Origin of the sequence: Janthinobacterium sp. 17J80-10 (genome assembly GCF_004114795.1) — a bacterium.
Lineage (GTDB): Bacteria > Pseudomonadota > Gammaproteobacteria > Burkholderiales > Burkholderiaceae_D > Paucimonas.
The window spans coordinates 3,256,871-3,280,428 of the sequence record NZ_CP035311.1 but is presented as its reverse complement, the minus strand read 5'-3'; the positions used below and the strand labels follow the sequence as shown (position 1 = coordinate 3,280,428).

Genomic DNA, 23,558 nt, shown 5'->3' with positions numbered 1-23,558 from the left:
AGGTGTTTTACTTCAATTACCGACTCCAGCCGCGCAAGACCATTGCCAGCGTGGCTGTACTGACCGTATTGCTGGTCGCCTTTCCCTTTATCGCTTCCCAGTTCGGCAATTCGTGGGTGCGCATCATGGATTACGCGCTGCTCTACATCATGCTGGCGCTGGGACTCAATATCGTGGTCGGCTTTGCGGGGCTGCTCGACCTCGGCTACATTGCCTTCTACGCCCTGGGCTCCTACATGACGGGCCTGCTGGCTTCGCCCCAGTTCGCCGTGGTGCTGCAATCCTTTGTCGACCAGTACCCCGCACTGGGGGCCGCACTGGTATCCTTCTTCGGCCCGGAAATCGCGCAGAACGGCATCCACCTCTCGGTGTGGCTGATCGTGCCGCTCGGCGCACTTCTGGCTGGGCTGCTGGGCGCCTTGCTCGGTGCGCCGACCCTGAAGCTGCGCGGCGACTACCTCGCGGTCGTCACGCTCGGCTTCGGTGAAATCATCCGCATTTTCATGAACAACCTGAGCGGCCCGGTCAACATTACCAATGGCCCGCAAGGCATCAATCTCATCGAGCCGATCCGCATTGCCGGCGTTTCGCTGGCAGGCGAAGCCGGTTCGCAAGCGACCGTGCACATCGGCGATTTTTCCATGCCGTCGGTGAATGCCTATTATTTCCTCTTCCTGTTTTTGTGCCTGGCCATCATCTTTGTTTCTTACCGCCTGCAGCATTCGCGCCTGGGCCGCGCCTGGGTGGCGATCCGCGAAGACGAGATTGCCGCCAAGGCCATGGGCATCAATACCCGCAACATGAAGCTCTTGGCTTTCGCCATGGGGGCATCTTTTGGCGGCGTGGCCGGCGCCATGTTTGCCTCGTTCCAGGGGTTTGTCTCGCCGGAGTCCTTCACGCTGATGGAATCCATCGCCGTGCTGGCGATGGTGGTGTTGGGCGGCATGGGGCACATCCCTGGGGTGATCCTGGGCGGCATTCTGCTGGCGGCCTTGCCGGAAATTTTGCGGCATGTGGTGGAACCGGCGCAGCATCTGCTGTTCGGCAAGGTCGTGATCGAAGCCGAAATCCTGCGCCAGTTGCTGTACGGCCTGGCCATGGTGCTGATCATGCTGTTCCGTCCTGCCGGCATCTGGCCGGCACCGCGCCAGGAAGACCGGCCCGATGCCGATATCGATGCGCCGGGCAAATCGACCGACGTGGTGGCAGCATGAGCGCGGCGATGGAGCAGGGCATGCAAGCCCCCGTGATCCTGGATATTGCCGGCGTGGGCAAGCGCTTCGGCGGCCTGCAGGCACTCTCGGGCGTCAGCCTGCGCGTGCGCCAGGGACAGGTATATGGGCTGATTGGCCCCAATGGCGCCGGCAAGACGACCTGCTTCAATGTCATCACGGGCCTGTACCAGCCGGATGCCGGCACCTTCACCCTGGCCGGCAAACCCTATTCACCGTCGGCGCCGCACAAGGTGGCCGCCGCCGGCATCGCCCGCACGTTCCAGAACATCCGCCTGTTCGGCGAAATGAGCGCACTGGAAAATGTCATGGTCGGGCGCCACGTGCGCACGCGCCAGGGCGTGCTCGGCGCCATCCTGCGTCACAGGGCCGCGCGCGAAGAGGAGGCGGCGATCCGCCGGCGCGCGCTGGAGCTGCTGGACTATGTCGGCATCGGCCGGCTGGCCAGCCGCACCGCGCGCTTTCTCTCTTATGGCGACCAGCGCCGCCTGGAAATCGCCCGCGCATTGGCCACCGACCCGCAGCTGCTCGCATTGGATGAGCCGGCCGCCGGCATGAATGCCACGGAAAAACTGGGCTTGCGCGAGCTGCTGCTGAAGATCAAGGCCGATGGCAAGACCATTCTCCTGATCGAGCACGACGTCAAACTCGTCATGGGCCTGTGCGACCGCATCACCGTGCTCGATTACGGCAAGCCGATTGCTGAAGGCACACCCGCCGAAGTGCAGCAAAGCCCCGCAGTGATCGAAGCCTATCTGGGAGGAGGCGGCGCATGACACAGCAAGACAATAGGGCGGCCGAAACCATCCTGCGCATCGATGATTTGCGCATTGCCTATGGCGGCATCCAGGCGGTCAAGGGCGTCGCCCTGGAAGTGCGGCGCGGCGAGCTGGTGACGCTGATCGGCGCCAATGGCGCCGGCAAGACCACAACGCTCAAGGCCATCACCGGTACGCTGCCTGATTGCCGCGTCGAAGGGCATATCGGCTATCAGGGCAAAGCCATCAAGGGCATGCATTCCTTCCAGCTGGTGCAGCAGGGACTGGCGATGGTGCCGGAAGGGCGTGGCGTGTTTGCCCGCATGACCATCCTGGAAAACCTGGCGATGGGCGCCTATACGCGCAAGGACCAGGCAGGCGTCGACGCCGATATCGAAAAATGGTTTGCGATTTTCCCGCGCCTGAAGGAGCGGGCATCGCAACTGGCCGGCACCCTTTCCGGTGGCGAACAGCAAATGCTGGCCATGGCGCGCGCGCTGATGAGCCGGCCACAGCTTTTGCTGCTGGATGAACCCTCCATGGGCCTGGCGCCGATCATGGTGGAAAAGATATTCCAGGTCGTGCGCGACATCTCGGCGCAGGGGATTACCATCCTGCTGGTCGAGCAAAATGCCCGGCTCGCCCTGCAGGCCGCTCACCGCGGCTATGTCATGGAGTCGGGCCTGATCACCATGGCAGGCGCGGCTGACGACTTGCTGCACAATCCTAAAGTACGGGAAGCTTACCTCGGCGAATATTGCGAGCCTTGAGCGCTGGACTTGCCCGTCAATTCGGTATCAATACCGTAAATATCAGCGACAGGCCAATCAGCATGGCGGCCAGAATCAGCAGCACGATAAACGGAATTTTCATTGCCGCCCCTTTTCGTTGAATGCGTTGAATGCCGGAATCGCAGCCTTGCACCTCCTTAGAAAAAGTATTCGGATGCAGGTTCCGTTTTTTTGCGGAAAATAGTTTCTATTTATCTGCCTTCCCGCAAAGAAGATGCCTGCTGTGCTTGCGCGACGTCGAACCGAATTGCCAGCCTGGCCGTTTCACCTGAAGGATGGCCACTAGGCTCAACCTGGCGCTGTCGGTGTTCGATGGTGCTGTTGCTTTTGATTGAATGGTTTTCCGCATGGCCGTTTGATATTGGCCAAGGAGGGGCGGGATCGGTGGCCGCCCCGATCGAAGAACTTGCGTGAAACGATTTTCGCGAGATGACGCGGTTCTTATAATGCACCCAATGGCGTGTATCGGGCAGCTGGCTGCATGCTTTGGCCGGTTCTTCCAATTAACCCGAGGGTGCATGATGAACTGGAATCCGTCTTTGACCTCATGCGCAGCGTTGACGGCATGTTTGGTCGGCTGCGGTGGCGGGAATGCCACTCCGGGTGGAGAATTTGTCCTGGGGTCAACGACCACTACCCTCAACAATGCCACCACGACGACCCAGCTTACGCCGGGGCAGGCGCAAGGCGTTTATGAAGGCGCCGCATCGAATGGGCGCTACTTCAATACCCTCGTACTGGACAACGACCAGTACTACATCCTCTACGGCACGCTCTCAGGTGAGGTATTCAGTGTGGCGGGCGTGATTGCCGGGACGGGCCAGGCCAGTAACGGCAGCTTCGCCTCGAGCGACCTGAAGGATTTCCCTGCTGGGGGCATGCCGCTGTCGGGCACAATGAGCGCGACCTATGCGCCGGGCGCAAGCTTTAATAGTGTTGTGACCAGAGGCGGTGCCGCCGTGACTTTTTCAGGCGTGGTACTGGCGAATACCAGCTACACCTATAACACCCCAGCCAGGCTGGCCGAGGTTTCAGGGACATGGGCGGCGACAGCCTTGACGGGTGAGTCCGTGTCGCTGGAGATTGCTGCCAATGGCACTTACGCTGCCACGTCGCTCGGGTGCAATTTCAGTGGCAGCTTTGTGCCGCGAGCATCGGGCAAAAACGTGTTCAACTTTACAGCTAGCTTCGGCCCGGCACCATGTGTACTGGCAAACCAGACGGTGACCGGGCATGCGGTGACTTACTTGCTGGGGAATGGCAAACGCCAGCTTCTGGTTGCTGCCAGCGACGCCGCAAGAAGCGTGGCGACGTTGCTGGCAGGCATACGCTAAATCGTTCAACAGCTTTGACCTGATCATTCCATGCGTTAACAAAATAGTGGGAGCGGCGCCGCTTCTCATTCCCTTGTTTACTTCTTTGATCAAATATAAGCAGTTTGGATTTTAGGGCGCTTTGAGTTGATGGTTTTTCATATCGGTTGTCTAAACTAAATTTCCCTGATTAAAAAGAGCATCGGCTTCATCAACCGAAGTTGGTCAGGTCAAGAACTTTTCGAATGGAACAGATCAAGATATGGACGCCAGGTTCAGTTTGACGCTATTTCGAAAAACTGCTTTTTATGCACTCTGGATTCTGGCAGCAGCGCCTTCGTGGGCAGCAATTTCGGATGAGGTCATCAAGATCGGCCTGTTTACCGATCTGACCGGGGTTTATTCTGGTTTTACCGGGAAGGGTTCGGTCATTGCTGCCGAAATGGCGATCGCTGATGCCGGCGAAACAATCAATGGCAAGCCCATCAAGTTGCTGGTCGCCGATCATAAAAATGATAAGGAACTGGCTTCCAGAATAGCCAGAGATTGGCTCGAAAAAGAAAATGTGGATGTCATTGCCGACGTGGTCGGGTCGCCGATTGCCCTGGCAGTGCAGGAAATTAACAAGACCAAAAAAGCCGTCCTGTTTTTCAATTCGGTAGTGACGACTGCCCTGACCGGGAAGAATTGTGCCGAGACGGGAGTGCACTGGATGTATGACGCCAATTCGTTCGCAGCAGTCTCCGGTGGCGCAATTACCCGGCGTGGGGGCGATACCTGGTTTTTTATTACCGTGGACAATGACTTCGGCATGAATGCCGAACGTATCTATACCAATTTTATTGTTGCCAATCACGGCAAGGTGCTGGGGCATGCGCGGCATCCGATCAACACGGAAGATTTTTCGGTTTATCTGCTCAAGGCGCAAATGTCTGGTGCCAAGGTAATTGCTTTTGCAAATGCAGGCGAAGATGCGATTAACGGCATCAAGCAATCGTTCGATCTGCGCGGTGTCGCCAAGGGCAAGACGCAAATCATGGCAGCTGTGGGCATTACCGACATCCATCGGATCAAGCTGCCGCTGTCGCAGGGCATGCAAACGCATGCATCGTTTTACTGGAATCTTGATGCGAAAACTGCCGCCTGGTCCAATCGCTATTTCGCGCTGCGGGGTGAAATGCCGCATGATGTCCACGCAGGCATTTATTCAAGCCTGATGCATTATTTTAAGGCTGTTAAATCGCTTGGAAGCGACGATGGGCCCAGCGTGGTGAAAGCAATGCGCACGCTACCCATCGACAGTCCGTTGCTAAGAAATGCGCAATTGCGACCAGACGGCAGAATGGTGCACGATGTGTATCTGGTGCAAGTCAAGAAACCATCCGAATCAAAAAAGCCCTGGGATTATTTTAATGTTCTTCAAGTCATTCCCGGGAGCCAGGCGTTTGGCTCATTGGAAGCGAGCGAATGCCCCCTGATAAATAAAAATGCTGCCAAGGCGCAGAAATAGTGAGTTCATTCACTTATGCAGATCAGCCTGTCCGCAACATTCAAACGGCACTCAACCCTGGTGCTGATCATGGTTTGTGTATTGGTTGGCGTTCGCTTGCTCTATTCGCTGTTTCAGTTTTATGAAATTCAACGCGATTTTGTCAACGTCAATTTCGACAGCGTCTACAACACCCGGGCGATGTTGAAGAGCCGCCTGTCTGCTGACCGATTTTTGACGGCATTGCTGGCGACACAGGATTACGCTGATGCGGGGCGTCTTGCCACGGCTGCCGAATTTTTGGATGCGCAGATACTGCAGGAAAAAAATTTCTCCTACAATGCGGACGGCCCGCACTGGCTTGCACCACGCCTGCAATCGCATCGCAATGAGCTGGAAATTGTGCGGAAATCAGTTGCCGAAAGCGGCTTTCCCAATGAACAGCTGGCGCAATTGATTGCCAATACCCGAACGTTAATCCGTGATATGGATGATGCTGAACGTGGCAGCTGGGGTGAGCTGGCTGCAACCAATCTCTATCTTGACGAGCGGTTGAGCGAGATCGGTACCCAGATTCGGGGCATTGGCAGCGTGTTTGTCATCATGGCCGCCATTCTGGCCTGGCTGATTTTTACAAAAGCAGCGACGGAGTCCAAGTTAATCCGCAGCACTTCCATTGAGAAAATTATCCTTGAGCGCTCGCCCATCGGTATTGTCCTGACTACGGGCCTGGAGAGCAAAACCGTCATAGCAAGCGCCAATGCAAAGTTTGCGGACCTGATCGGGCAGCCGCTGGAAACCTTGGTTGGCATGAAATTCTATGACGTCATGTATCCAGTCGACGAAGCAACTGGTCCCGTCACCAATGAACTGGGTGCAGCCTTGGCGAATGGCGAACCATTTACGCTCGAAGGCGAGCGGATGCGCAAAAATGGCGAGCTGCTTTGGTACAAGGTGACCTGCAAGGCAATTGATTCCGATGACCTGGAAAAAGGGATCATCTGGCTTTTTGATGATATTACCGAGAGGAGAAAATCGGAAGAAACGGTCTGGCGCCAGGCCAACTTCGATACCTTGACTGGCCTGCCGAACCGGCGGATGTTTCATGACCGGCTTGCGCATGCAGTGGCGACCGGCCATCGTACAGGCCATCCGCTATCGTTGATGTTCCTCGATCTGGACGGCTTCAAGGAAGTAAACGATACCCTTGGCCATGACATTGGCGACCTGCTGCTGAAGGAAACCGCCGAGCGGCTGTGCAAATGCATTCGTGAAACGGACACCGTTGCCCGCCTGGGCGGCGATGAATTCACGATCATTCTGGGTGAACTGCATGACGCCTCCAGCATTGAACGGCTGGCCCAATTAATCCTCCAGCAAATTGCGCGACCCTATTTTTTAAAAGGCGAGCAGGTATTTGTCACAGCGAGTATTGGCATCACCGTTTATCCAGACGATGGCAAGACCGTGGAAGTCCTCCTGAAAAATGCGGACCAGGCGATGTATGCGGCAAAGAATGAGGGCCGCAATCGCCGCAGTTATTTCACGCCTGCCCTGCAAACGGCTGCGCAGCTTAGATTGCGCCTCATAAATGACTTGCGCAAAGCAATCGACGAAGAGCAATTTGAAGTGTATTACCAGCCGATCATAGAAATGGCGACCGGGACGATATGCAAGGCCGAAGCCTTGTTGCGCTGGAATCATCCGACGCGCGGCATGATTCAGCCGCAGGAATTTATCCTGACAGCTGAAGAAACAGGCTTGATCAATCCGATCGGTGAATGGGTATTTCGGGAAGCGGCACACCAGGCATCGAGTTGGTGTGCCGCGAACCAGCGTGCATTTCAGATCAGCATCAATGTTTCGCCTGTCCAGTTTAATAGCGCGATAGATCAAGATCCTCAGTGGAGCAAATTTTTGCGCAGCCTGGGTATCTCTGGCGCCAATATTGTGGTCGAGATTACCGAAGGTTTACTGCTTTCGCCGAACGAAGCAACCACGGCGAAAATTTTCGGTTTTCGCGATGCAGGGATCCAGGTGTCGCTTGACGATTTCGGCACTGGCTATGCTTCGCTTTCCTATCTCAAGCATTTCGACATCGATTATTTAAAGATCGACCAATCCTTCGTGCGCAACCTTGCGCCAGGATCGCAAGACATGGTGTTGTCGGAAGCGATTATCTTAATGGCGCACAAGCTGGGATTGAAAGTGATAGCGGAAGGGGTGGAGACTGCGGCGCAGAGGGACTTGTTGCTTGCTGCAGGATGCGATTATGCGCAAGGATTCTTATATTCCCGGCCACTCCCGGCAGAGGACTTTGAGAGGCTGCTGGCCATATAAAAAGCCAAATTGCGATGAGGGGATTTGGTCCCGCCGACAGGAATCGAACCTGTATCTAGCGCTTAGGAGGCACTCGTTCTATCCATTGAACTACGGCGAGACGCTTGCAAGCAATAAAGGCATGTTGCGACCGAGATTATAGCCGAGCCCGGCCAGAAATTAATACGAAAACCAGCGGACTCGGTACAATGCGGGTTGCATTCACCTCATTTTCTTCCCTATGGCAGTCATTTCCCTTTCCGATGCGCAGCTCGCTTTCGGCCACGTCCCGTTGCTCGACCATACGGATTTTTCCCTGGAAACCGGGGAGCGTGTCGGCCTGATTGGCCGTAACGGTACCGGAAAATCGTCCTTGCTGAAAATCATCGCCGGCAGGTCCAAACTGGACGATGGCCTGCTGGTCATGCAGCAAAGCGTCAAAATCGCCTTTGTCGAGCAGGAACCGCATTTTGCCCCCGAAATGTCGGTCTTCGATGCGGTTGCCTCAGGATTGGGCAACCTGCCGGCGCTGCTGGCTGAATATGACGATCTGACTACCCAGTTCGGTGGCGACAATGACGACGCCCTGATGGAGCGCATGCACGATATCCAGGTGCAGCTCGATGCCGCCGATGCCTGGAGCTTGAAGAGCCGCGTCGAAGCCACGCTGGACCGGTTGAGCCTGAAAGGGGATACGCTGGTCGGTACGCTCTCGGGCGGCATGCAAAAGCGCGTGGCGCTGGCGTGCGGCCTGGTCGGCGCGCCCGACGTGCTGCTGCTGGATGAACCGACCAACCACCTCGACTTCACTTCCATCCTGTGGCTGGAAGGCTTGCTGCGCGAATTCAAGGGCAGCGTGCTGTTCATCACCCATGACCGCCGCTTCCTTGACAATGTCGCCACACGCATCATCGAACTGGATCGCGGCCGCCTGCTGTCTTTCCCCGGCAATTTCAGCACCTACCAGGCGCGCAAGAAGGAATTGCTGGAAAACGAGGCCGTGGAAAATGCCAAGTTCGACAAGTTCCTCGCGCAGGAAGAAGTCTGGATCCGCAAGGGCGTGGAAGCACGCCGCACCCGCAATGAAGGCCGGGTCAGGCGCCTGGAGGAGTTGCGCCGCACCCGTGGCTCACGCCGCGACGTGCAGGGCCAGGTCAAGCTGGATGTCGCCTCGGGCGAGCGTTCCGGCAAGATCGTTGCCGAAATCGAAAATGTCGACAAGAGCTATGGCAGCAAGGTCATCGTGCGCGATTTTTCCACGATCCTCATGCGTGGCGACAAGATTGGCCTGATCGGCGCCAACGGCGCCGGCAAGACGACGCTTTTGAAGCTGATCCTCGGCGAGGAGCAGCCCGACCGCGGCACAGTGCGCCAGGGCAGCAAGCTGCAAGTGGCGTACTTCGACCAGATGCGCGCGCAGTTGAACGAAGATACCAGCCTGGCCGACACGATTGCGCCGGGCAGCGACTGGGTCGAGATCAATGGCCAGCGCAAGCATGTGATGACCTACCTGGGCGACTTCCTGTTTGCCCCCGAGCGCGCCCGTTCGCCGGTGAAGTCGCTCTCCGGCGGCGAGCGCAACCGCCTGCTGCTGGCGCGCCTGTTTGCCAAGCCCGCCAACGTGCTGGTGCTGGACGAGCCGACCAATGACCTGGATATCGAAACGCTGGAATTGCTGGAAGAATTGCTGACCGATTACGACGGCACGGTGTTCCTGGTCAGCCATGACCGCACCTTCCTCGACAATGTGGTGACCCAGGTGATTGTGGCCGAAGGCGATGGCCTGTGGCGCGAATATGTCGGCGGCTACAGCGACTGGGAACGCGTGCGTCCGGCTTCGACGGCAGCGTCGAACAAGGCAGCGGGAAAAACCGAGGCGAAGGCAGATGCCAAGCAGGACGCAGTCGCCGCACAGCAGGAAGCGGCAGCTGCGGTCAAGCCGAAAAAACTCAGCTACAAGGAACAGCGCGCGCTGGACGAATTGCCGGCATTAATTGCCAAGCTGGAAGAAGAGCAAAAGGCGATTACGGCCCGCCTCGCCGATCCGGAGCTGTATGCCAAGCAACCCCAGGAAGTGCAGGCGTTGAACCAGCGCTATGCGGAAATTGATGACTTGCTTTTAGAAAATCTTGAGAAGTGGGAAACAATTGAGGCGCAAAGCAAGAAATAGCGTAAAACCTCTGGGAAATTGTTGATAAAAAAATAATTTTCGATTATCTTCCGAATTATTGAAAAATAAACAATAATTGTTAGGGAGATAGCATGTCCGAGGCTTTCCCGGGGGCCGGCGCCCTGGCCGGCCATATTGCCGCGTTCACCGCCGACACCCGCCTGTATGACCTGGACACGCCGCTTGGCGCTGGCGCACTGATGGTGGAAAGCTGGGTCGGGCGTGAAGCCCTCTCCAGCCTCTACGAATGGCACATCACCTGCCTCTCCACCGATTGCCGCATTGAATTGAAATCCCTGCTGTGGCAGCAGGTCACGCTCCATATCACGCTTGCAGATGGCACCCGCACGCAACGCAGCGGCTGGGTGGCGGAAGCGGCGCAACTCGGCGCCGATGGCGGGCTGGCGCGTTATCGTCTCAGCGTAGTGCCCTGGCTCTGGCTGGCGACGCAGCGCCGCACTTCGCGGGTGTTCCAGGAGCAGAGCCTGTTGCAGATCGTCGAAGCTATTTTCGCCGGCGATGCCCCGCGCAACAACTGGCGCATCACCCCCGAAGCCCAAGGCTACATTGATGGCCTGCGTCCCCGCAGCTATTGCTGCCAATACCGCGAATCCGACTATGCTTTCCTGACGCGCATCCTGGCCGAGGAGGGCATCGGCTTTTATTTCGAGGAAGACGACAGCGATTCGTCCTTGTCGCGTCAGCGCCTGGTGCTGTTTGCTGATTCGGCTGCATCCTTTGCGGAAGACTATTCCTCGCAACACGCCAACGGTGGGCGCGGCATCCGCTTTCATCGCGATGCGGCCGTCGAAGTGCAGGACAGTATCCAGCAACTCGGTTGCGAACGGCTGTCCCAGCCCGAAATCACGACCATTTCCGGCTGGGATTACAAGGCCAAGCGCGTGATTGCGGCGTCGCTTCCTACGGCGCACCCAAGCGTCAACAAGAACATGCCTTTTGTCGAATCCTGCGACTGGCTGGGGCTGTACCCTTTTGCTTCGCAAGATGAAGCCGAACACTACGTGCGCATCTTGCGTGAAGCCATGGATGCGCGCACCAAGACCTGGTTCGGCCAAGGCACGGTGCGCACCTTCCGCGCGGGCAGCGTGTTCGATTTGACCGAAGCGCCGTTTCCGCGCCGCAGCGACACTGCCAGCGAAGACAAGCACCGCCGCTTTGCGCTCCTGGGGGCCTTACACGCAGGCGTCAATAACCTGCCAGCGGGCATGCAGGCTGATCTGGCAGCCCGCCTGGGGCCGGCACCTGGCTATCATGGGCGCCAGCGCGCACCTGCGTGGCGCGAGGATGGCTTCATGCTGGCCGATGCCTGTGCAGACGAGGCATCGGATGCCGCCACTCTTCTGGCCAGGGAGGGCATTGCCGACAGCACCCAGGACGGCACCATCGCTGCAACACATTTGGCGCGCGCAAGCTGGGACGCGCTGCTGGAGCAGGCAAAGGCCAATGGCTACGCCAATCGCTTCACCGCCATTCGCGCCGACATTGTCTGGCGCCCGGCCCTGGTCGATGGCACCGGGCTTTTGCTTAATCCGAAGCCGACTGCGCAGGGCAGCCAGACAGCCATCGTGGTCGGCCCCGATGGCACCACTGCCAGCGCCGGCACAGTGCATACCGATGCGCTCGGACGGATTCGTGTGCGCTTCCACTGGCAAACCTGCGAATCGAACACCTGCTGGGTGCGTGTGACCCAACTCTTCGCTGGCCCCGGCTATGGCGCGCAATTCATTCCCCGCATTGGGCAGGAAGTGCTGGTGAAATTTTTTGGGAATGATATTGACCGTCCCATCGTCAATGGCGTGCTTTACAACGGCCAGGGGCAGGATGAGTCCGAGTCTTTCGGTAACGCGAAAGACCATGTAACGGGCGGGCAGGATAACCGCATGGGCGCGGGCGCCTCACCGGCGTGGCATGCTGCCGCAGCAGGGGAGCACCGGCATGGCGGCTTCCTGTCCGGCTTCAAGAGCGTAGCGCTGGGGGCGGATGGCTATGCCAGGCAAAGCAATCAGCTGATATTCGATGATACGGCCGGGCGCCTGCGCGCGAAGCTGGCCACCGATACGGCGACGACGCAATTGAATTTTGGTCACCTGATTCACCAGGCAGACAATTTCCGCGGCAGCTTTCGCGGCACGGGCTGGGAATTGCGCACGGATGCTTATGGGGCAATCCGCGCTGGCAAGGGATTGTTGTTTACTACCTATTACGGCAGTGCGCCCGGCGGCCAGGCGGAAGCCGTCGGCGACAATGCAGCAGGAGTTGCGTTGCTGAAGCAGGCGCAGGGGTTTGCGGATACTTTCAGCAACGCGGCGCAGACGCACCAGACGGTGCGCATGGTTGCAGCGGAAGGTGGCAAGACCTTGAATGGCACGGATGCGCAGAGCAATCTGGATGATGCGTTGCCGCCGCTGGCGGCGATGCTGAAGATGGCATCAGGGCAGGTGAGTGCTGCGGATGGCGACGAAGATGGCACGGGAGAAAAAATCCCATACATGACCGCGCCGTTGGTGACGGTGGCAGCGCAGGCGGGTCTAGGGATGACGGCGGCGGATGGGATGCATGTGGCGGCCGGGGAAGTGGCGCACTTTGCCAGTGGGCGCGACATGTACGTGGCGGTGGGCGAGGCACTGACAGTTCACTCGGGGCAGGCGATTGGCTTGCTGGCTGGTGCAGTGCGAGCTGGTGAGGGGGACGCAGGTATCAAACTTTACGCAGGGCAGGGTGATGTGGACATTCAAGCGCAGAACGACGCGATGACGTTTGCAGCGAAGGAAGTGATGAAGCTGGTTTCGGCGCATAGTCATATCGACTTTGCGGCGGCGAAGAGCATCGAGCTTTGTACGGAGGGCGGGGCATCACTCAGGATTGAGGGTGGGGATATTACCTTTGCCTGTCCGGGGACGATTTCGATCAAGGCGAGTAGTAAGAGTTTTACGGGGCCGACGAGTGAAAATTACATACTCCCAAGATTCCCTAAATCAATATGCAAACAATGCAAAAGGAATGCGGCTGAATCCGGTTCACCGTTCTCTTTGGTAGAGGCATGAACCCTACAATCATGAGAATTGACGCTTATCCTGCTGATTGGCAAGAGTCTTGGCATAGGGGGCTATCTGAATTGCGCACTGAATTTCCCAAAGCGAACATTTATGCCTTGATAGAAGGCGTGTTGAATGAGGCGTGTTATACGCTTCTCAAGCGTTCTGGATCTTTGCCGTTCATTGCACTCTACGCTAATACACCAAGTGCAGACGAAGAAACGCTGTGCGTGTCACCTATTCTTGTCGAATATTTGGAACCAGCCCGACGCACGTGGGCTGCCTTATTAAAAAAAACAAATGGCTTACCCGCGTTAAGTATCATCGTCACGCCAGAATCACTGGCGCAACTTGCCAGAAGATTGGCACCCTGGTGCATTGTTGACGCTGCCGATCACGCGCTTGCATTATCGTTCGCCGATACGCGCATCTTGCCAGAATTATTTGATGTATTAAGTCCGCAGCAACTTGCTCAATTCTGTGGCCCGGCTCAGCACTGGCAATACCTGACGCGATCAGCTAAATGGCAGAAATTGCCTTTGCCAAAAATTGGGGGAAATAATTTGGCAGCAGCGGATGCTGTCATTTTGAGCGATGAGCAGTGCGGGCAACTGATGGCCGCTTCCGAACCGGATAATGTGTTGTTCCAATTACGAAGAAGCGCATCCGGCTTAATCGATTGCCATACCCCTGCACACGCACATGAATTGGTGCGTTATTGGCTGGACTGCGCAAACCATGCACAGATAGACGGTTCATCAGAGCGATTTAATCTGTGTCATATGGGATTGACGTATCCACATTTGAAACACAGTCTTCCGGTTTCTACTTGGCGGGCTGAAGCGAGTCGGCCCTCTACTTATGACGCTTTACATACCATCTGGGTGGAGTCTGTCAACGTATGAGTATTCGAGCGATGCCACGTGCAGCACAATAATTATCGACAGAGTTAGACATCATGAAAACAAGTTCTAAACCGTTATTGCAGCGCGCATTTCTCGCAGTAGTCGTGATGATGTTCATGACTGCATGCGTGCCGCCAGCCGAGGCTTCGAAAGATGAGCGGGTTGGTGCGGGGGTCAAGGCAATCAACTATTCTGGTAAAGAAATTGAATACATCGCAGTAGAGCGGCCGGGCGAACCAGATAGTGGTGGTGGCGGCGAATCACTCAATCCGTATAGCACTGGAGGAACCGTATGTTGTTTCGGCATACCGAAAAAATGGCATCCGAAACTGCAGGTAGTCGTCAAATACAGGTTTTATCCTGAAAAGGAACTGCACAAGCATTTAGTCAGTGTGCCACCGTATGCTGCAGGAGAGGCGGGTGATATCTGGCTTATCGTTTATGAAGATAAAAGCGTTGAGGCAGTGGTGTCAGATTATCTTCCAACGCGCCCTGAATGGCCTGGAAAAATCAAAGGATATCCGGTTGCTTCGCGTGAGTATCTGTTCAAGCGATGGGGGGAGAGGCTGCAGCGAGAGCAGGCCATGTTATCGAAATTGGAGAAAGAGGACGGCATTAAAAGATCGCCAGAGCAATTGCAAGATATAAAAAATGCCATTGAAATCACAAAGGAAAACATTGAAAGATTGAAAAGGAATAAGCCATGACTGCATTTTTTGCAAACACATATCCTTTGGAGGCGAAAGAGCCGTCTATTAGTGAACAATTTTTTGATAGAGATGAGGCGTCAAAAATTCAAAAAATTATCCGCGAACGAGAATGCTTCGAACTTGGCTTTCCCCCGAAATGCACAGTTAATCTTTCATTCGGTTTCTTCTTCGACGGCACCAACAATAATTTGCTGCGCGACCGTAGCCATCATGCACATAGTAACGTTGCGCGGCTTTATGAGGCCTTCCCCGGAGGTAAAGATGATCACGGCAGCCCAATATGGCCGCAATTGAAGGATAAGTATCACAACAGCTTCTTCCGCACATATGTTCCTGGAGTCGGTACTCCATTTGATGAAGTCAAGGATAGCGGGCAGGGGTTCAGCATGACGGATGATCGGCCCAAAGGTCTGGCATTTTGTTATTTGGGAGAGAATCGTATTATCTGGGCTCTGGTAGAGGCAATCAACAATGTCCATCAATACTATAAGGGCGGCAAACTCATCAAGAAACAGACATTTCTATCTACATTTAATAAGCTGACCTTGCCTAGGTTTAAGGATAGGAACTATCGTGCGCCTTCTCACATGGATAGGCAGGAACGTGGAGAGCAGCCAATCGAGAAATTTCTTAATGCTTTCAGGGGAGCATTGCGCGACTTACGCAACTCATTAGGTTCTTATGTGCCGGTTGGTCAAGGCAAGCTGATGGACCGCGGAGAGGTGCAAAATATTTATGCGTCGATGTTTGGATTTTCGCGCGGCGCTACTGAAGCGCGCGCTTTTTGCAATTGGTTCATTTGGCTGTGTGAAGAAGATGCGAAGATCTCTGGCCAGTCTGGGTTAACACTTGGCACCATCCCAGTCACAATTGATTTTTTAGGTTTGTTCGATACCGTTGCATCGGTGGGCCTTGCGGCGACGGCCCCCGTGGCTGATGGCCATCAGGCATGGGCTGATGCGGAGAGTTCACTAAAAATTCCAGACCATCCGAAAAAATGTCTGCATTTGGTATCGAGTCACGAAATAAGGCGCTCATTCCCGTTGGATTCCGTCTCATATTTGGGAGTGGTTCCCACCAACTCTATGGAAATCGTATTTCCCGGCGTGCATTCTGATATTGGTGGCGGATACAAGCCGTTGGAGCAAGGCCGCGGAAAAGACAAAGAAGGCGCGGACATGATTGCACGCATAACACTGGCTGTTATGTATCGTGCCGCGCGCTTGGTTGGTGTGCCATTAAAGTTGGAAGAAGCTCCGGAATCGGTGAAACGCGCCTTCAAGCTTGATCCAGCTGTAATTGAAAAGTTCAATGCTTATGTCAAACATACCAATGAACATTTCAAGAACCCGATCGGGAAAGATGAAAAGCCTCATTCTGTACCGCTAGAGACGCTAATGGCGCAACAACATCAGTTGTACATTTTATGGCGCAAGAAAATGGCCGGGAATATGAAGGATTTGCCAAATGTTGCAAACAGTTCGGTAAATGCTTTCGATAAAACCGATATTCTGGAAGCGGATAAAGAGTTCGAGCAAGAGATCAAGAATTTTAATAAGTGGCTGAAATGGAAAAAAAATCTGCAATCTCGGCCTTCAGGCCCGAGTTGGCAAGATACTTCGGTGCCACCTCCCTTCCATAATCCGGAGTGGACGGAAATTGAAAAATTCTGGGAAAAAGCAACGCCCCCAGCAGCCATCACAGACTTTTTAGAACAATTCGTGCACGATTCACGCGCCTGGTTCAAGCCGTTTGGGAGTGATATACCAGACCTATTGCATGCTTTGGACATACTTGCCGCTCAGGAGGAAAGGGAGAGAGAGTGGGACTCTAATTTTGGAAAGAATTCGATTGCGCCGAACCCTTTCCGGTTGTCAAAAAGCGACAGAGAAAAGGTTCTAAAATACAGGAGTGTGAAGGGCACGCCGGAGGAATTATTGCTCATCGTCCCTGACAAAACAGGGCGGGAAGGTATTGAGCCCTTATTTTCTGTGCCAGGAGGATACTTACGTTACCGCAGGATTTACATGGGATCCGATAGCTACAAACCGGCTGGCGCGCATTACGCAAATTTTATGCATCCTTCCATTGAAAAAAAGCAGATCGCAGAGATCTCGTCATCCGTCCAGCATGTTGCTTAATGCGTGCGGAACAAGTCAATTTTCCAGGTGATAGGTAATTTGCTTTGGCACGGCGACTTCCTATTTGATTTCAAGAGCGTGGAGCAACGCTCCCTTCTTGATATCGAAGACCACCAGTCATAAATTGTCCCGATTTTCGGATGGGATGGCTAAACTGAGCGAGGGTTATACGCTTCTGTCCAATCATCCCGCCCCCCGCAACTCCTCCACCCGCGCCCTCAACCTAGCCGCATCATTCGCATCCGGATATTCTTCCAGATAAGCCTGCAAATCCTCCACCGCCTCGCGCGGGCAATCCAGATGCGAGTAAGCAATCCCCCGGTCCCGTCGTTCTGCCGCGTCGCCTGGCAGCAGCACGACCAGCCGCTGCTGCACTTCCAGCATGCGCTCCCAGTCACCGCGTTCGGAAAACAGCGCCTTCAGGTTATGCAGCATACGCGCCAGGATGACGCGTGGCTGTGCCGTCTGCAGGTAAGTCGCCAGTGACAGGTCGGGCTGGTGATAATCCCCCACATACGGAGCCAGGCGTTCTTCCAGTTCTTCGCGCGACAGGCTGGCGCCATTGAACGGGTCGAGGATGATTTCCCCTGACGGCACCGACAGCTTCATCAGGAAATGCCCCGGAAACGACACCCCGCGAATTTCCAAGTCGATCTGTTGCGCCATTTCAATGTAAATGACGGCGAGCGAAATCGGAATGCCGCGCCGGCACTCGATTACACGCTGCAAGTAACTGTTGGCCGGGTCGTAGTAATCATTGACGTTGCCCGCAAAACCCAGCTCGTGGTAGAAGTAATGATTGAGCATGCGCAACTTTTGCACGTCTGACGCGCCGGAGGGAAGGCGGCGTTTTACTTCGGCAGCGAAGCTGTCGACGGTTTCCTGCACCGCGCCAAAATCAAGGTGGGGGTCAGCATCCTGGGCAATCGCCAGGGCTGCCTCAAATAGAGGCAGGTCGTCGTCCTGTTGCACGAGCGCGGAAAAATAATCAAGGGCGCTGATCATCGTTGTCACAAACTGTCAGTATGTCTACCCATCATAATGCCACGACGCCGGGAGCGCTACCGCATCATGCAGTATGGCGCTTGAAATCGCGGAACCGGAAACCCATGGCAAACAGCGCTGCAAAATAGGTGACGATGCAGGCAGTGCCCACCAATGCCAGCGCGCCGATGCGTTGCAATGGGTGGGCCTGCAGCGCAATCCAGTTGAAGCGCTCCGCACCCCAGATGGCCACGCCTGCCATCAGAATGACCGCGCCTGCCAGCTTGACGAAAAACAGTCCCCAGCCAGGTTGCGCCATGTAGATCCCGCGCCGGCGCAAACCCCAGAACAGCAGGCCGGCATTCAGGCATGCGCCGAGGCCAACCGATAACGCCAGGCCGGCGTGGGCAATCCGCGGAACAAATGCAAGGTTCATCAACTGCGTGGCAATCAACACGCCAATAGCGATTTTGACCGGGGTTTTGATATCTTGTTTTGCGTAAAAGCCGGGAGCCAGGATTTTTACCAGGATCAGTCCCAGCAAGCCGACGCCGTAGGCGATCAATGCCTGTTCCGTCATGGCGACTGCGTTGGCGGAGAATTTGCCGTAATGGAAAAGCGTTGTGGTCAGCGGTTCCGACAGCGTGGCCAAGCCTACCGCAGCCGGTAATGCCAGCAAGAAGGTCAGGCGCAAGCCCCAGTCAAGCAGTGACGCGTACTCGGCTGGATCGCCATCGGCATGCGCCTTGGAAAGGCTGGGCAGCAAAATGGTGCCAAGCGCCACGCCCAACATGCCCGTCGGGAATTCCATCAGGCGGTCGGCATAATTGAGCCAGGACACGCTGCCGTTCTCCAGGCGCGAGGCGATATTGGTATTGATGATGATGCTAATTTGTCCAACGGAAACAGCAAAGGTTGCTGGCACCATTTGCTTCAGGACGCGCCGTACGCCGGGATCACGCCACGCATCTAAAGGATTAAAGCCGATGCGTGGCAACATGCCGATTTTTTTCAGGGCAGGAATCTGGATCGCCAGTTGCAGCACGCCGCCAATAAATACGGCAATCGCCAGTGCATACACCGGCTGCTTGAGGTGCGGAGCCAGGAAGAGTGAGGCGGCGATGAAGGATAGGTTCAGCAAGACAGGCGTAAACGCCGGGATGCGGAATTCGCGCCAGGTATTCAGGATGCCGCCAGCCAGTGCAACGAACGACATGAAGCCGATGTACGGGAACATGATGCGTGTCATCGTGACAGTGGCATTAAAGACATCGCCTTCATCTTTTAAGCCGGTGGCAATAAAATACACCACCGTCGGCGCGGCCAGGATGCCGGCCAGGCTGGTCAGCACCAGGGACCACACCAGGATGGTGGCGACATGGTCGGTCAACTCTTTGGTGGCGCCATCGCCGCGCTGGTTCTTGTATTCCGCCAGGATCGGCACGAATGCCTGCGAGAACGCGCCTTCGGCAAACAGGCGCCGCAGCAGGTTGGGGATGCGGAAGGCAATAAAAAAGGCATCCGTGTAGGCTGAAGCGCCAAATGCCCGGGCGATCAGGAATTCGCGCAATAGGCCGGTAATGCGCGACAACAGGGTCATTCCGGAGACGGTGACCAAGGCTCTGTACAGGTTCATGGGGGACGATTATAGCGTGCGGCAACAAGTCATTGCCAATCTGATGAAAAAAGCTTATACTCGACGGCTTTACAGAATTTGGCTCGTGGTACCTGCATGCTGGTATTGCGGACGCATTACTCGGACACCGTTTAGGATATTTTCATGGCAAATACCGCACAAGCGCGCAAGCGTGCTCGTCAAGCAGTCAAGTTGAACGCTCACAATTCCAGCCAGCGTTCGACGCTGCGCACCGCAATCAAGGCAGTGCGCAAGGCGATCCAGGCCGGCGACAAAGCCGCTGCTGCGCAGATTTTCCAGGCATCCGTGTCCACCATCGACACCATCGCCGACAAGAAGATCATCCACAAGAACAAGGCTGCTCGCCACAAGAGCCGCCTGTCTGCCGCCATCAAGGCGCTGGCCTGATCAATCTGCTTGCGCATCCCGGCTGAGCTTGCTTGGCGGGATGGCGAAGTAAAAAAGCCGCGTGCAACACGCGGCTTTTGTTGTTGGTATTTTGATTTAGCGCGGCAAGCCATCCACCAGGGTGCCCGGCTTGATATTCTTTTGCCGGAACCAGCCCTGATTCATTTCCAGCGCATATTTGACCGGTTTCTCGCCGCAATGCGATTCCGTGCTTTGCGGTTGCATGTCCGCGATATTCACGATTTTTCCTTGTTCGTCGATAAAGGCAACGGAGAGCGGGAGCAGGGTGTTCTTCATCCACATGCAAATCGTGGTCGCGCCCTCAAAGAGGAATACCATGCCCTGGTTCGGCCCCATCTTTTCCCGGTGCATCAATCCTTGCTCGCGCTGTGCCGGGGTCGCGGCAGCCTCAGCCTGGATCACATGAATGCCGATATTGAGGGGGAGGGTACGAAACTTTACCGCCTGTTGGGCGCTGGCGGCGCTGGCGCAAAGAATGAGCGCTGCCGCAAGCGTGGGGCGGAAAAGGCGGGGAAAAATAGTTTTCATGGGCTGCCTGCTGAATTGGACAGACTGGATAATACAAAATTACTGGAAAACAAAAAAGGCAGGACGCGCCTGCCTTTTTTGCGAAGCGGGTTGCCTTTTACTTGGCAGCGCCAGCCGGTGCAGGGGCTGCGGCAGGCGCGGCAGCGGCCGGAGCGGCAGCAGCCTTTTTGGCTTTCTTCGTAGACTTCTTGGCTTTTGTCTTCTTGACCGGTGCTTTTGCAGCAGCAGGCGCTTTTTCAGCGGTAGCGGCTGGTGCGGCCGGGGTGGCCGGAGTTGCGGGAGCCGCAGCTTGAGCGAAAACGGAAGTGGCAAACAGACCGGCAACCAGGGCAGCAATAATCTTCTTCATTTGATACTCCTAAAAAGGCGTTCATGAGAGGCGATTCTATTGAATCACTTCCAATAACGGGATGTCGGACCTTCGGTTGACATTTTTTTCAGAAGACCGGAAATGTTTCGGTGGCGGAAGGCGAAGGCCATCCGGGTTGGTTCGCAGTTAATTGGCATCGACTTCCTGCCATTCTCCCGGCAGCAGAGGGTAATTTTCCAATGTGAAAGACCCGATCGCTATCCGCACCAGGCGCAGGGTTGGCAATCCGACCGCCGCAGTCATGCGCCGGACTTGCCGGTTTTTGCCTTCGGTGAGGGTTAGTGCCAGCCAGCTGGTCGGGCTGTTGGCGCGTTGGCGGATCGGAGGATTGCGTGGCCAGAGCCATTCCGGGGCGGCGATCTGGCGGGCATGGCAGGGCTGGGTCGTGAAATCGCCCAGGTCCAGCGGCGCGCCGAGGCGCGCCAGTTGCGCCGCGTCCGGTTTTCCTTCGACTTGGACGATATAGGTTTTTGCCTGCTTGCGTTCCGGATGGCTGAGTTCATGCTGCAGTTTGCCATCATCGGTGAGCAGCACCAGGCCTTCGCTATCGGCATCGAGCCTGCCTGCGGGGTAGATGCCGGGAATGGCGATGTAATCGCCCAGCGTTTGCCGATCGGGGTGCGGTGAAAACTGGCACATGACCGAGTAAGGCTTGTTAAAAAGGATAAGCGGCATCTTGATCTTGAACAGGGCGATTGAGCAGGTGGCTCGCATGATTGTACTTGTTCGGCAAGCGCACGGATGGGCGTGAGTGAGCGCTTGCAAGGACTTGCCGGTGCTTGTCAGCGTCCCAATTTATTGCCACAATATGGCATAGAGTAAAATTCTAGTGCATAATACGAAATGTTGTCTTATGTCTTATATAAGACCAGCATTTGATTTAGAACCGGCGGTTCGAAAAAACACCGGTCAAACCCTCCTTCCACCTGGAGACCAAGATGTTCCAACATATCAAAGTACCTGCAGACGGCCAAAAAATCACCGTCAACCCCGATTTCTCCCTGACCGTTCCCGACAATCCAGTCATTCCCTACATCGAGGGTGACGGCACCGGCGTGGACATCAGCCCGGTCATGATCAAGGTGGTCGATGCTGCCGTTGCCAAGGCCTATGGCGGCAAGCGCAAGATCAACTGGATGGAAATCTATGCAGGCGAAAAGTCGACCAAGGTCTATGGTCCTGACGTCTGGCTGCCGGAAGAAACCCTGAAGGTCCTGAAGGACTACGTCGTCTCGATCAAGGGCCCGCTGACCACGCCAGTCGGCGGCGGCATCCGTTCCCTGAACGTGGCACTGCGCCAGGAACTGGACCTGTATGTCTGCCTGCGCCCGGTGCGCTATTTCAAGGGCGTGCCTTCGCCGGTGCGTGAGCCGGAAAAGACCGACATGGTCATCTTCCGTGAAAACTCCGAAGATATTTACGCCGGCATCGAATGGGCCGAAGGTTCCGACAGCGTCAAGAAACTCATTGAATTCCTGACCAAGGAAATGGGCGTCAAGAAGATCCGTTTCCCGAATACTTCCGGTATCGGCATCAAGCCGGTTTCGCGTGAAGGCACTGAGCGCCTGGTGCGCAAGGCAATCCAGTACGCCATCGACAATGACAAGCCTTCCGTGACGATCGTTCACAAGGGCAACATCATGAAGTACACCGAAGGCGGCTTCCGTGACTGGGCTTACGCCCTGGCACAGAAGGAATTCGGCGCCGAGCTGGTCGATGGCGGCCCATGGTGCAAGTTCAAGAATCCGAAGACCGGCAAGGAAATCATCGTCAAGGATTCGATCGCCGACGCGTTCCTGCAGCAGATCCTGCTGCGTCCGAACGAGTACAGCGTGATTGCCACCCTGAATCTGAACGGCGACTACATTTCCGACGCCCTGGCAGCGCAAGTCGGCGGCATCGGCATCGCCCCGGGCGCCAACCTGTCGGATTCCGTGGCCATGTTCGAAGCAACCCACGGCACGGCACCGAAGTATGCCGGCAAGGATTACGTGAACCCGGGTTCGCTGATCCTGTCCGCTGAAATGATGTTGCGTCACATGGGCTGGCTCGAGGCAGCCGACCTGATCATCAGTTCGATGGAAAAATCCATCGACTCGAAAAAAGTCACCTACGATTTCGCCCGCCTGATGGCTGGTGCAACCCAGGTTTCTTGCTCGGGCTTTGGCGATGTCATGATCGAAAACATGTAATTCTGCGCCAGCGGAAAAACACGAAAGCCGGACTTGGTCCGGCTTTTTTTACGGGTACGCGCTGATGTTGCGGCGGCCCGTATTCAATAAAAAAGCCCCGCGGTAGCGGGGCTTTTCATTTGGCATTCTGAAGGTAATCAGGGAGCCTGAATGTTGGAAGCTTGCTTGCCTTTCGGGCCTTGCGTTACTTCGAACTGGACTTTTTGACCTTCTTTGAGGGTCTTGAAGCCGTTCATTTGGATTGCGGAAAAGTGTGCGAACAGATCTTCGCCACCATCATCCGGAGTGATAAAACCGAAACCTTTGGAATCGTTGAACCACTTGACAGTACCAGTTGCCATAATAAAAAGCTTCTTTCAAATTGAACTAATCACACGAGCCGTAAAAGCAAGAAGGCTCGCGCAATGCTGCCCCCTCTTCAAACCTGCTCACTTCGTATTAACAAGTGTGCAACTTTCACCCTTGCCAATATTGTTCATTGTTCTAGGAAAAAAAGGGAAAGTCAAGGGATATCAGATGGGCAAATTATTGATTT

The 23,558-nt window shown here is 55.6% G+C and carries 19 protein-coding genes and 1 tRNA gene; 13 read left to right on the top strand and 7 right to left on the bottom strand.

What is annotated here, in order from left to right:
- Positions 1-2: 2 nt before the first annotated feature.
- The 6 genes from EKL02_RS14715 (at position 3) to EKL02_RS14690 (ending at position 7,923) form a co-directional block, all read left to right on the top strand.
- The gene (locus EKL02_RS14715) at positions 3-1,214 is read left to right on the top strand and encodes an ABC transporter ATP-binding protein (RefSeq protein WP_128902744.1); all 1,212 of its coding nucleotides are present in this window, start codon (positions 3-5) and stop codon (positions 1,212-1,214) included.
- Between the two features lie 20 nt (positions 1,215-1,234).
- On the top strand, positions 1,235-2,008 hold the full coding sequence (locus tag EKL02_RS14710; RefSeq protein ID WP_128903519.1) for an ABC transporter ATP-binding protein: 774 nt from the start codon (positions 1,235-1,237) through the stop codon (positions 2,006-2,008).
- A complete protein-coding gene (locus tag EKL02_RS14705) occupies positions 2,005-2,760 on the top strand; it encodes an ABC transporter ATP-binding protein (protein ID WP_128902743.1) in 756 nt (251 codons plus the stop codon). The genes EKL02_RS14710 and EKL02_RS14705 overlap by 4 nt, the downstream gene beginning before the upstream one ends.
- A gap of 542 nt (positions 2,761-3,302) precedes the next feature.
- Complete coding sequence (locus EKL02_RS14700; protein ID WP_128902742.1) at positions 3,303-4,115, top strand: hypothetical protein; 813 nt, start codon at positions 3,303-3,305, stop codon at positions 4,113-4,115.
- Positions 4,116-4,356: 241 nt separating this feature from the next.
- Complete coding sequence (locus EKL02_RS14695) at positions 4,357-5,604, top strand: ABC transporter substrate-binding protein (RefSeq protein WP_128902741.1); 1,248 nt, start codon at positions 4,357-4,359, stop codon at positions 5,602-5,604.
- 15 nt (positions 5,605-5,619) lie between these two features.
- Positions 5,620-7,923 (top strand): GGDEF and EAL domain-containing protein, encoded by a 2,304-nt coding sequence (locus EKL02_RS14690; protein ID WP_128902740.1) that lies wholly within the window; start codon positions 5,620-5,622, stop codon positions 7,921-7,923.
- Positions 7,924-7,948: 25 nt separating this feature from the next.
- On the opposite strand, the gene EKL02_RS14685 is transcribed toward EKL02_RS14690, so the two are convergent.
- Positions 7,949-8,023, bottom strand: a tRNA-Arg gene (locus tag EKL02_RS14685).
- 120 nt (positions 8,024-8,143) lie between these two features.
- Between EKL02_RS14685 and EKL02_RS14680 the strand changes: the two genes are divergently transcribed.
- The 5 genes from EKL02_RS14680 (at position 8,144) to EKL02_RS14660 (ending at position 16,884) form a co-directional block, all read left to right on the top strand.
- Positions 8,144-10,072 (top strand): ATP-binding cassette domain-containing protein, encoded by a 1,929-nt coding sequence (locus EKL02_RS14680; RefSeq protein ID WP_128902739.1) that lies wholly within the window; start codon positions 8,144-8,146, stop codon positions 10,070-10,072.
- Positions 10,073-10,164: 92 nt separating this feature from the next.
- Positions 10,165-13,137: a type VI secretion system Vgr family protein gene (locus EKL02_RS14675; protein ID WP_206732402.1), complete on the top strand. Its 2,973-nt coding sequence runs from the start codon at positions 10,165-10,167 to the stop codon at positions 13,135-13,137.
- Positions 13,134-14,033: a DUF4123 domain-containing protein gene (locus EKL02_RS14670; protein WP_128902738.1), complete on the top strand. Its 900-nt coding sequence runs from the start codon at positions 13,134-13,136 to the stop codon at positions 14,031-14,033. The genes EKL02_RS14675 and EKL02_RS14670 overlap by 4 nt, the downstream gene beginning before the upstream one ends.
- A 53-nt stretch (positions 14,034-14,086) precedes the next feature.
- Positions 14,087-14,740 (top strand): DUF3304 domain-containing protein, encoded by a 654-nt coding sequence (locus EKL02_RS14665; RefSeq protein WP_128902737.1) that lies wholly within the window; start codon positions 14,087-14,089, stop codon positions 14,738-14,740.
- Positions 14,737-16,884 (top strand): DUF2235 domain-containing protein, encoded by a 2,148-nt coding sequence (locus EKL02_RS14660; protein ID WP_128902736.1) that lies wholly within the window; start codon positions 14,737-14,739, stop codon positions 16,882-16,884. Before EKL02_RS14665 ends, EKL02_RS14660 begins: the two co-directional genes overlap by 4 nt.
- Before the next feature lie 183 nt (positions 16,885-17,067).
- Here the strand turns inward: EKL02_RS14660 and EKL02_RS14655 are convergent, their stop codons facing one another.
- The gene (locus tag EKL02_RS14655; RefSeq protein ID WP_128902735.1) at positions 17,068-17,889 is read right to left on the bottom strand and encodes a tetratricopeptide repeat protein; all 822 of its coding nucleotides are present in this window, start codon (positions 17,887-17,889) and stop codon (positions 17,068-17,070) included.
- 64 nt (positions 17,890-17,953) lie between these two features.
- Positions 17,954-19,504 (bottom strand): murein biosynthesis integral membrane protein MurJ, encoded by a 1,551-nt coding sequence (murJ, locus tag EKL02_RS14650; protein ID WP_128902734.1) that lies wholly within the window; start codon positions 19,502-19,504, stop codon positions 17,954-17,956.
- Between the two features lie 144 nt (positions 19,505-19,648).
- Between murJ and rpsT the strand changes: the two genes are divergently transcribed.
- Positions 19,649-19,912: a 30S ribosomal protein S20 gene (gene rpsT / locus EKL02_RS14645; protein WP_119785245.1), complete on the top strand. Its 264-nt coding sequence runs from the start codon at positions 19,649-19,651 to the stop codon at positions 19,910-19,912.
- A 96-nt stretch (positions 19,913-20,008) separates the two neighbouring features.
- Here the strand turns inward: rpsT and EKL02_RS14640 are convergent, their stop codons facing one another.
- The 3 genes from EKL02_RS14640 to EKL02_RS14630 all read right to left on the bottom strand — a co-directional run bounded on the left by EKL02_RS14640 (position 20,009) and on the right by EKL02_RS14630 (position 21,506).
- Positions 20,009-20,461, bottom strand: a complete 453-nt coding sequence (locus EKL02_RS14640; RefSeq protein ID WP_128902733.1) for a DUF192 domain-containing protein — start codon at positions 20,459-20,461, stop codon at positions 20,009-20,011.
- Positions 20,462-20,558: 97 nt separating this feature from the next.
- Positions 20,559-20,810 (bottom strand): hypothetical protein, encoded by a 252-nt coding sequence (locus tag EKL02_RS14635; RefSeq protein WP_128902732.1) that lies wholly within the window; start codon positions 20,808-20,810, stop codon positions 20,559-20,561.
- A gap of 147 nt (positions 20,811-20,957) precedes the next feature.
- On the bottom strand, positions 20,958-21,506 hold the full coding sequence (locus tag EKL02_RS14630; protein WP_128903517.1) for a pseudouridine synthase: 549 nt from the start codon (positions 21,504-21,506) through the stop codon (positions 20,958-20,960).
- 263 nt (positions 21,507-21,769) lie between these two features.
- Here EKL02_RS14630 and icd point away from each other — a divergent pair, with 263 nt between their 5' ends.
- Positions 21,770-23,023, top strand: a complete 1,254-nt coding sequence (icd, locus tag EKL02_RS14625) for an NADP-dependent isocitrate dehydrogenase (protein ID WP_128902731.1) — start codon at positions 21,770-21,772, stop codon at positions 23,021-23,023.
- Positions 23,024-23,160: 137 nt separating this feature from the next.
- Here icd and EKL02_RS14620 read toward each other — a convergent pair whose 3' ends face one another.
- On the bottom strand, positions 23,161-23,364 hold the full coding sequence (locus tag EKL02_RS14620; RefSeq protein WP_009665919.1) for a cold-shock protein: 204 nt from the start codon (positions 23,362-23,364) through the stop codon (positions 23,161-23,163).
- Positions 23,365-23,558: the final 194 nt, after the last annotated feature.

What these genes read in the sequence shown, in the direction of transcription:
- EKL02_RS14695 (WP_128902741.1), top strand. Translation starts at nt 4,357, where the DNA reads ATGGACGCCAGGTTCAGTTTGACGCTATTTCGAAAAACTGCTTTTTAT.
- EKL02_RS14620 (WP_009665919.1), bottom strand. Translation starts at nt 23,364, where the DNA reads ATGGCAACTGGTACTGTCAAGTGGTTCAACGATTCCAAAGGTTTCGGT.
- EKL02_RS14690 (WP_128902740.1), top strand. Translation starts at nt 5,620, where the DNA reads ATGCAGATCAGCCTGTCCGCAACATTCAAACGGCACTCAACCCTGGTG.
- EKL02_RS14670 (WP_128902738.1), top strand. Translation starts at nt 13,134, where the DNA reads ATGAACCCTACAATCATGAGAATTGACGCTTATCCTGCTGATTGGCAA.
- EKL02_RS14680 (WP_128902739.1), top strand. Translation starts at nt 8,144, where the DNA reads ATGGCAGTCATTTCCCTTTCCGATGCGCAGCTCGCTTTCGGCCACGTC.
- EKL02_RS14710 (WP_128903519.1), top strand. Translation starts at nt 1,235, where the DNA reads ATGCAAGCCCCCGTGATCCTGGATATTGCCGGCGTGGGCAAGCGCTTC.
- EKL02_RS14705 (WP_128902743.1), top strand. Translation starts at nt 2,005, where the DNA reads ATGACACAGCAAGACAATAGGGCGGCCGAAACCATCCTGCGCATCGAT.
- EKL02_RS14665 (WP_128902737.1), top strand. Translation starts at nt 14,087, where the DNA reads ATGAAAACAAGTTCTAAACCGTTATTGCAGCGCGCATTTCTCGCAGTA.
- EKL02_RS14640 (WP_128902733.1), bottom strand. Translation starts at nt 20,461, where the DNA reads ATGAAAACTATTTTTCCCCGCCTTTTCCGCCCCACGCTTGCGGCAGCG.
- icd (WP_128902731.1), top strand. Translation starts at nt 21,770, where the DNA reads ATGTTCCAACATATCAAAGTACCTGCAGACGGCCAAAAAATCACCGTC.
- EKL02_RS14635 (WP_128902732.1), bottom strand. Translation starts at nt 20,810, where the DNA reads ATGAAGAAGATTATTGCTGCCCTGGTTGCCGGTCTGTTTGCCACTTCC.
- rpsT (WP_119785245.1), top strand. Translation starts at nt 19,649, where the DNA reads ATGGCAAATACCGCACAAGCGCGCAAGCGTGCTCGTCAAGCAGTCAAG.
- EKL02_RS14630 (WP_128903517.1), bottom strand. Translation starts at nt 21,506, where the DNA reads ATGCCGCTTATCCTTTTTAACAAGCCTTACTCGGTCATGTGCCAGTTT.
- EKL02_RS14700 (WP_128902742.1), top strand. Translation starts at nt 3,303, where the DNA reads ATGAACTGGAATCCGTCTTTGACCTCATGCGCAGCGTTGACGGCATGT.
- murJ (WP_128902734.1), bottom strand. Translation starts at nt 19,504, where the DNA reads ATGAACCTGTACAGAGCCTTGGTCACCGTCTCCGGAATGACCCTGTTG.
- EKL02_RS14675 (WP_206732402.1), top strand. Translation starts at nt 10,165, where the DNA reads ATGTCCGAGGCTTTCCCGGGGGCCGGCGCCCTGGCCGGCCATATTGCC.
- EKL02_RS14655 (WP_128902735.1), bottom strand. Translation starts at nt 17,889, where the DNA reads ATGATCAGCGCCCTTGATTATTTTTCCGCGCTCGTGCAACAGGACGAC.
- EKL02_RS14660 (WP_128902736.1), top strand. Translation starts at nt 14,737, where the DNA reads ATGACTGCATTTTTTGCAAACACATATCCTTTGGAGGCGAAAGAGCCG.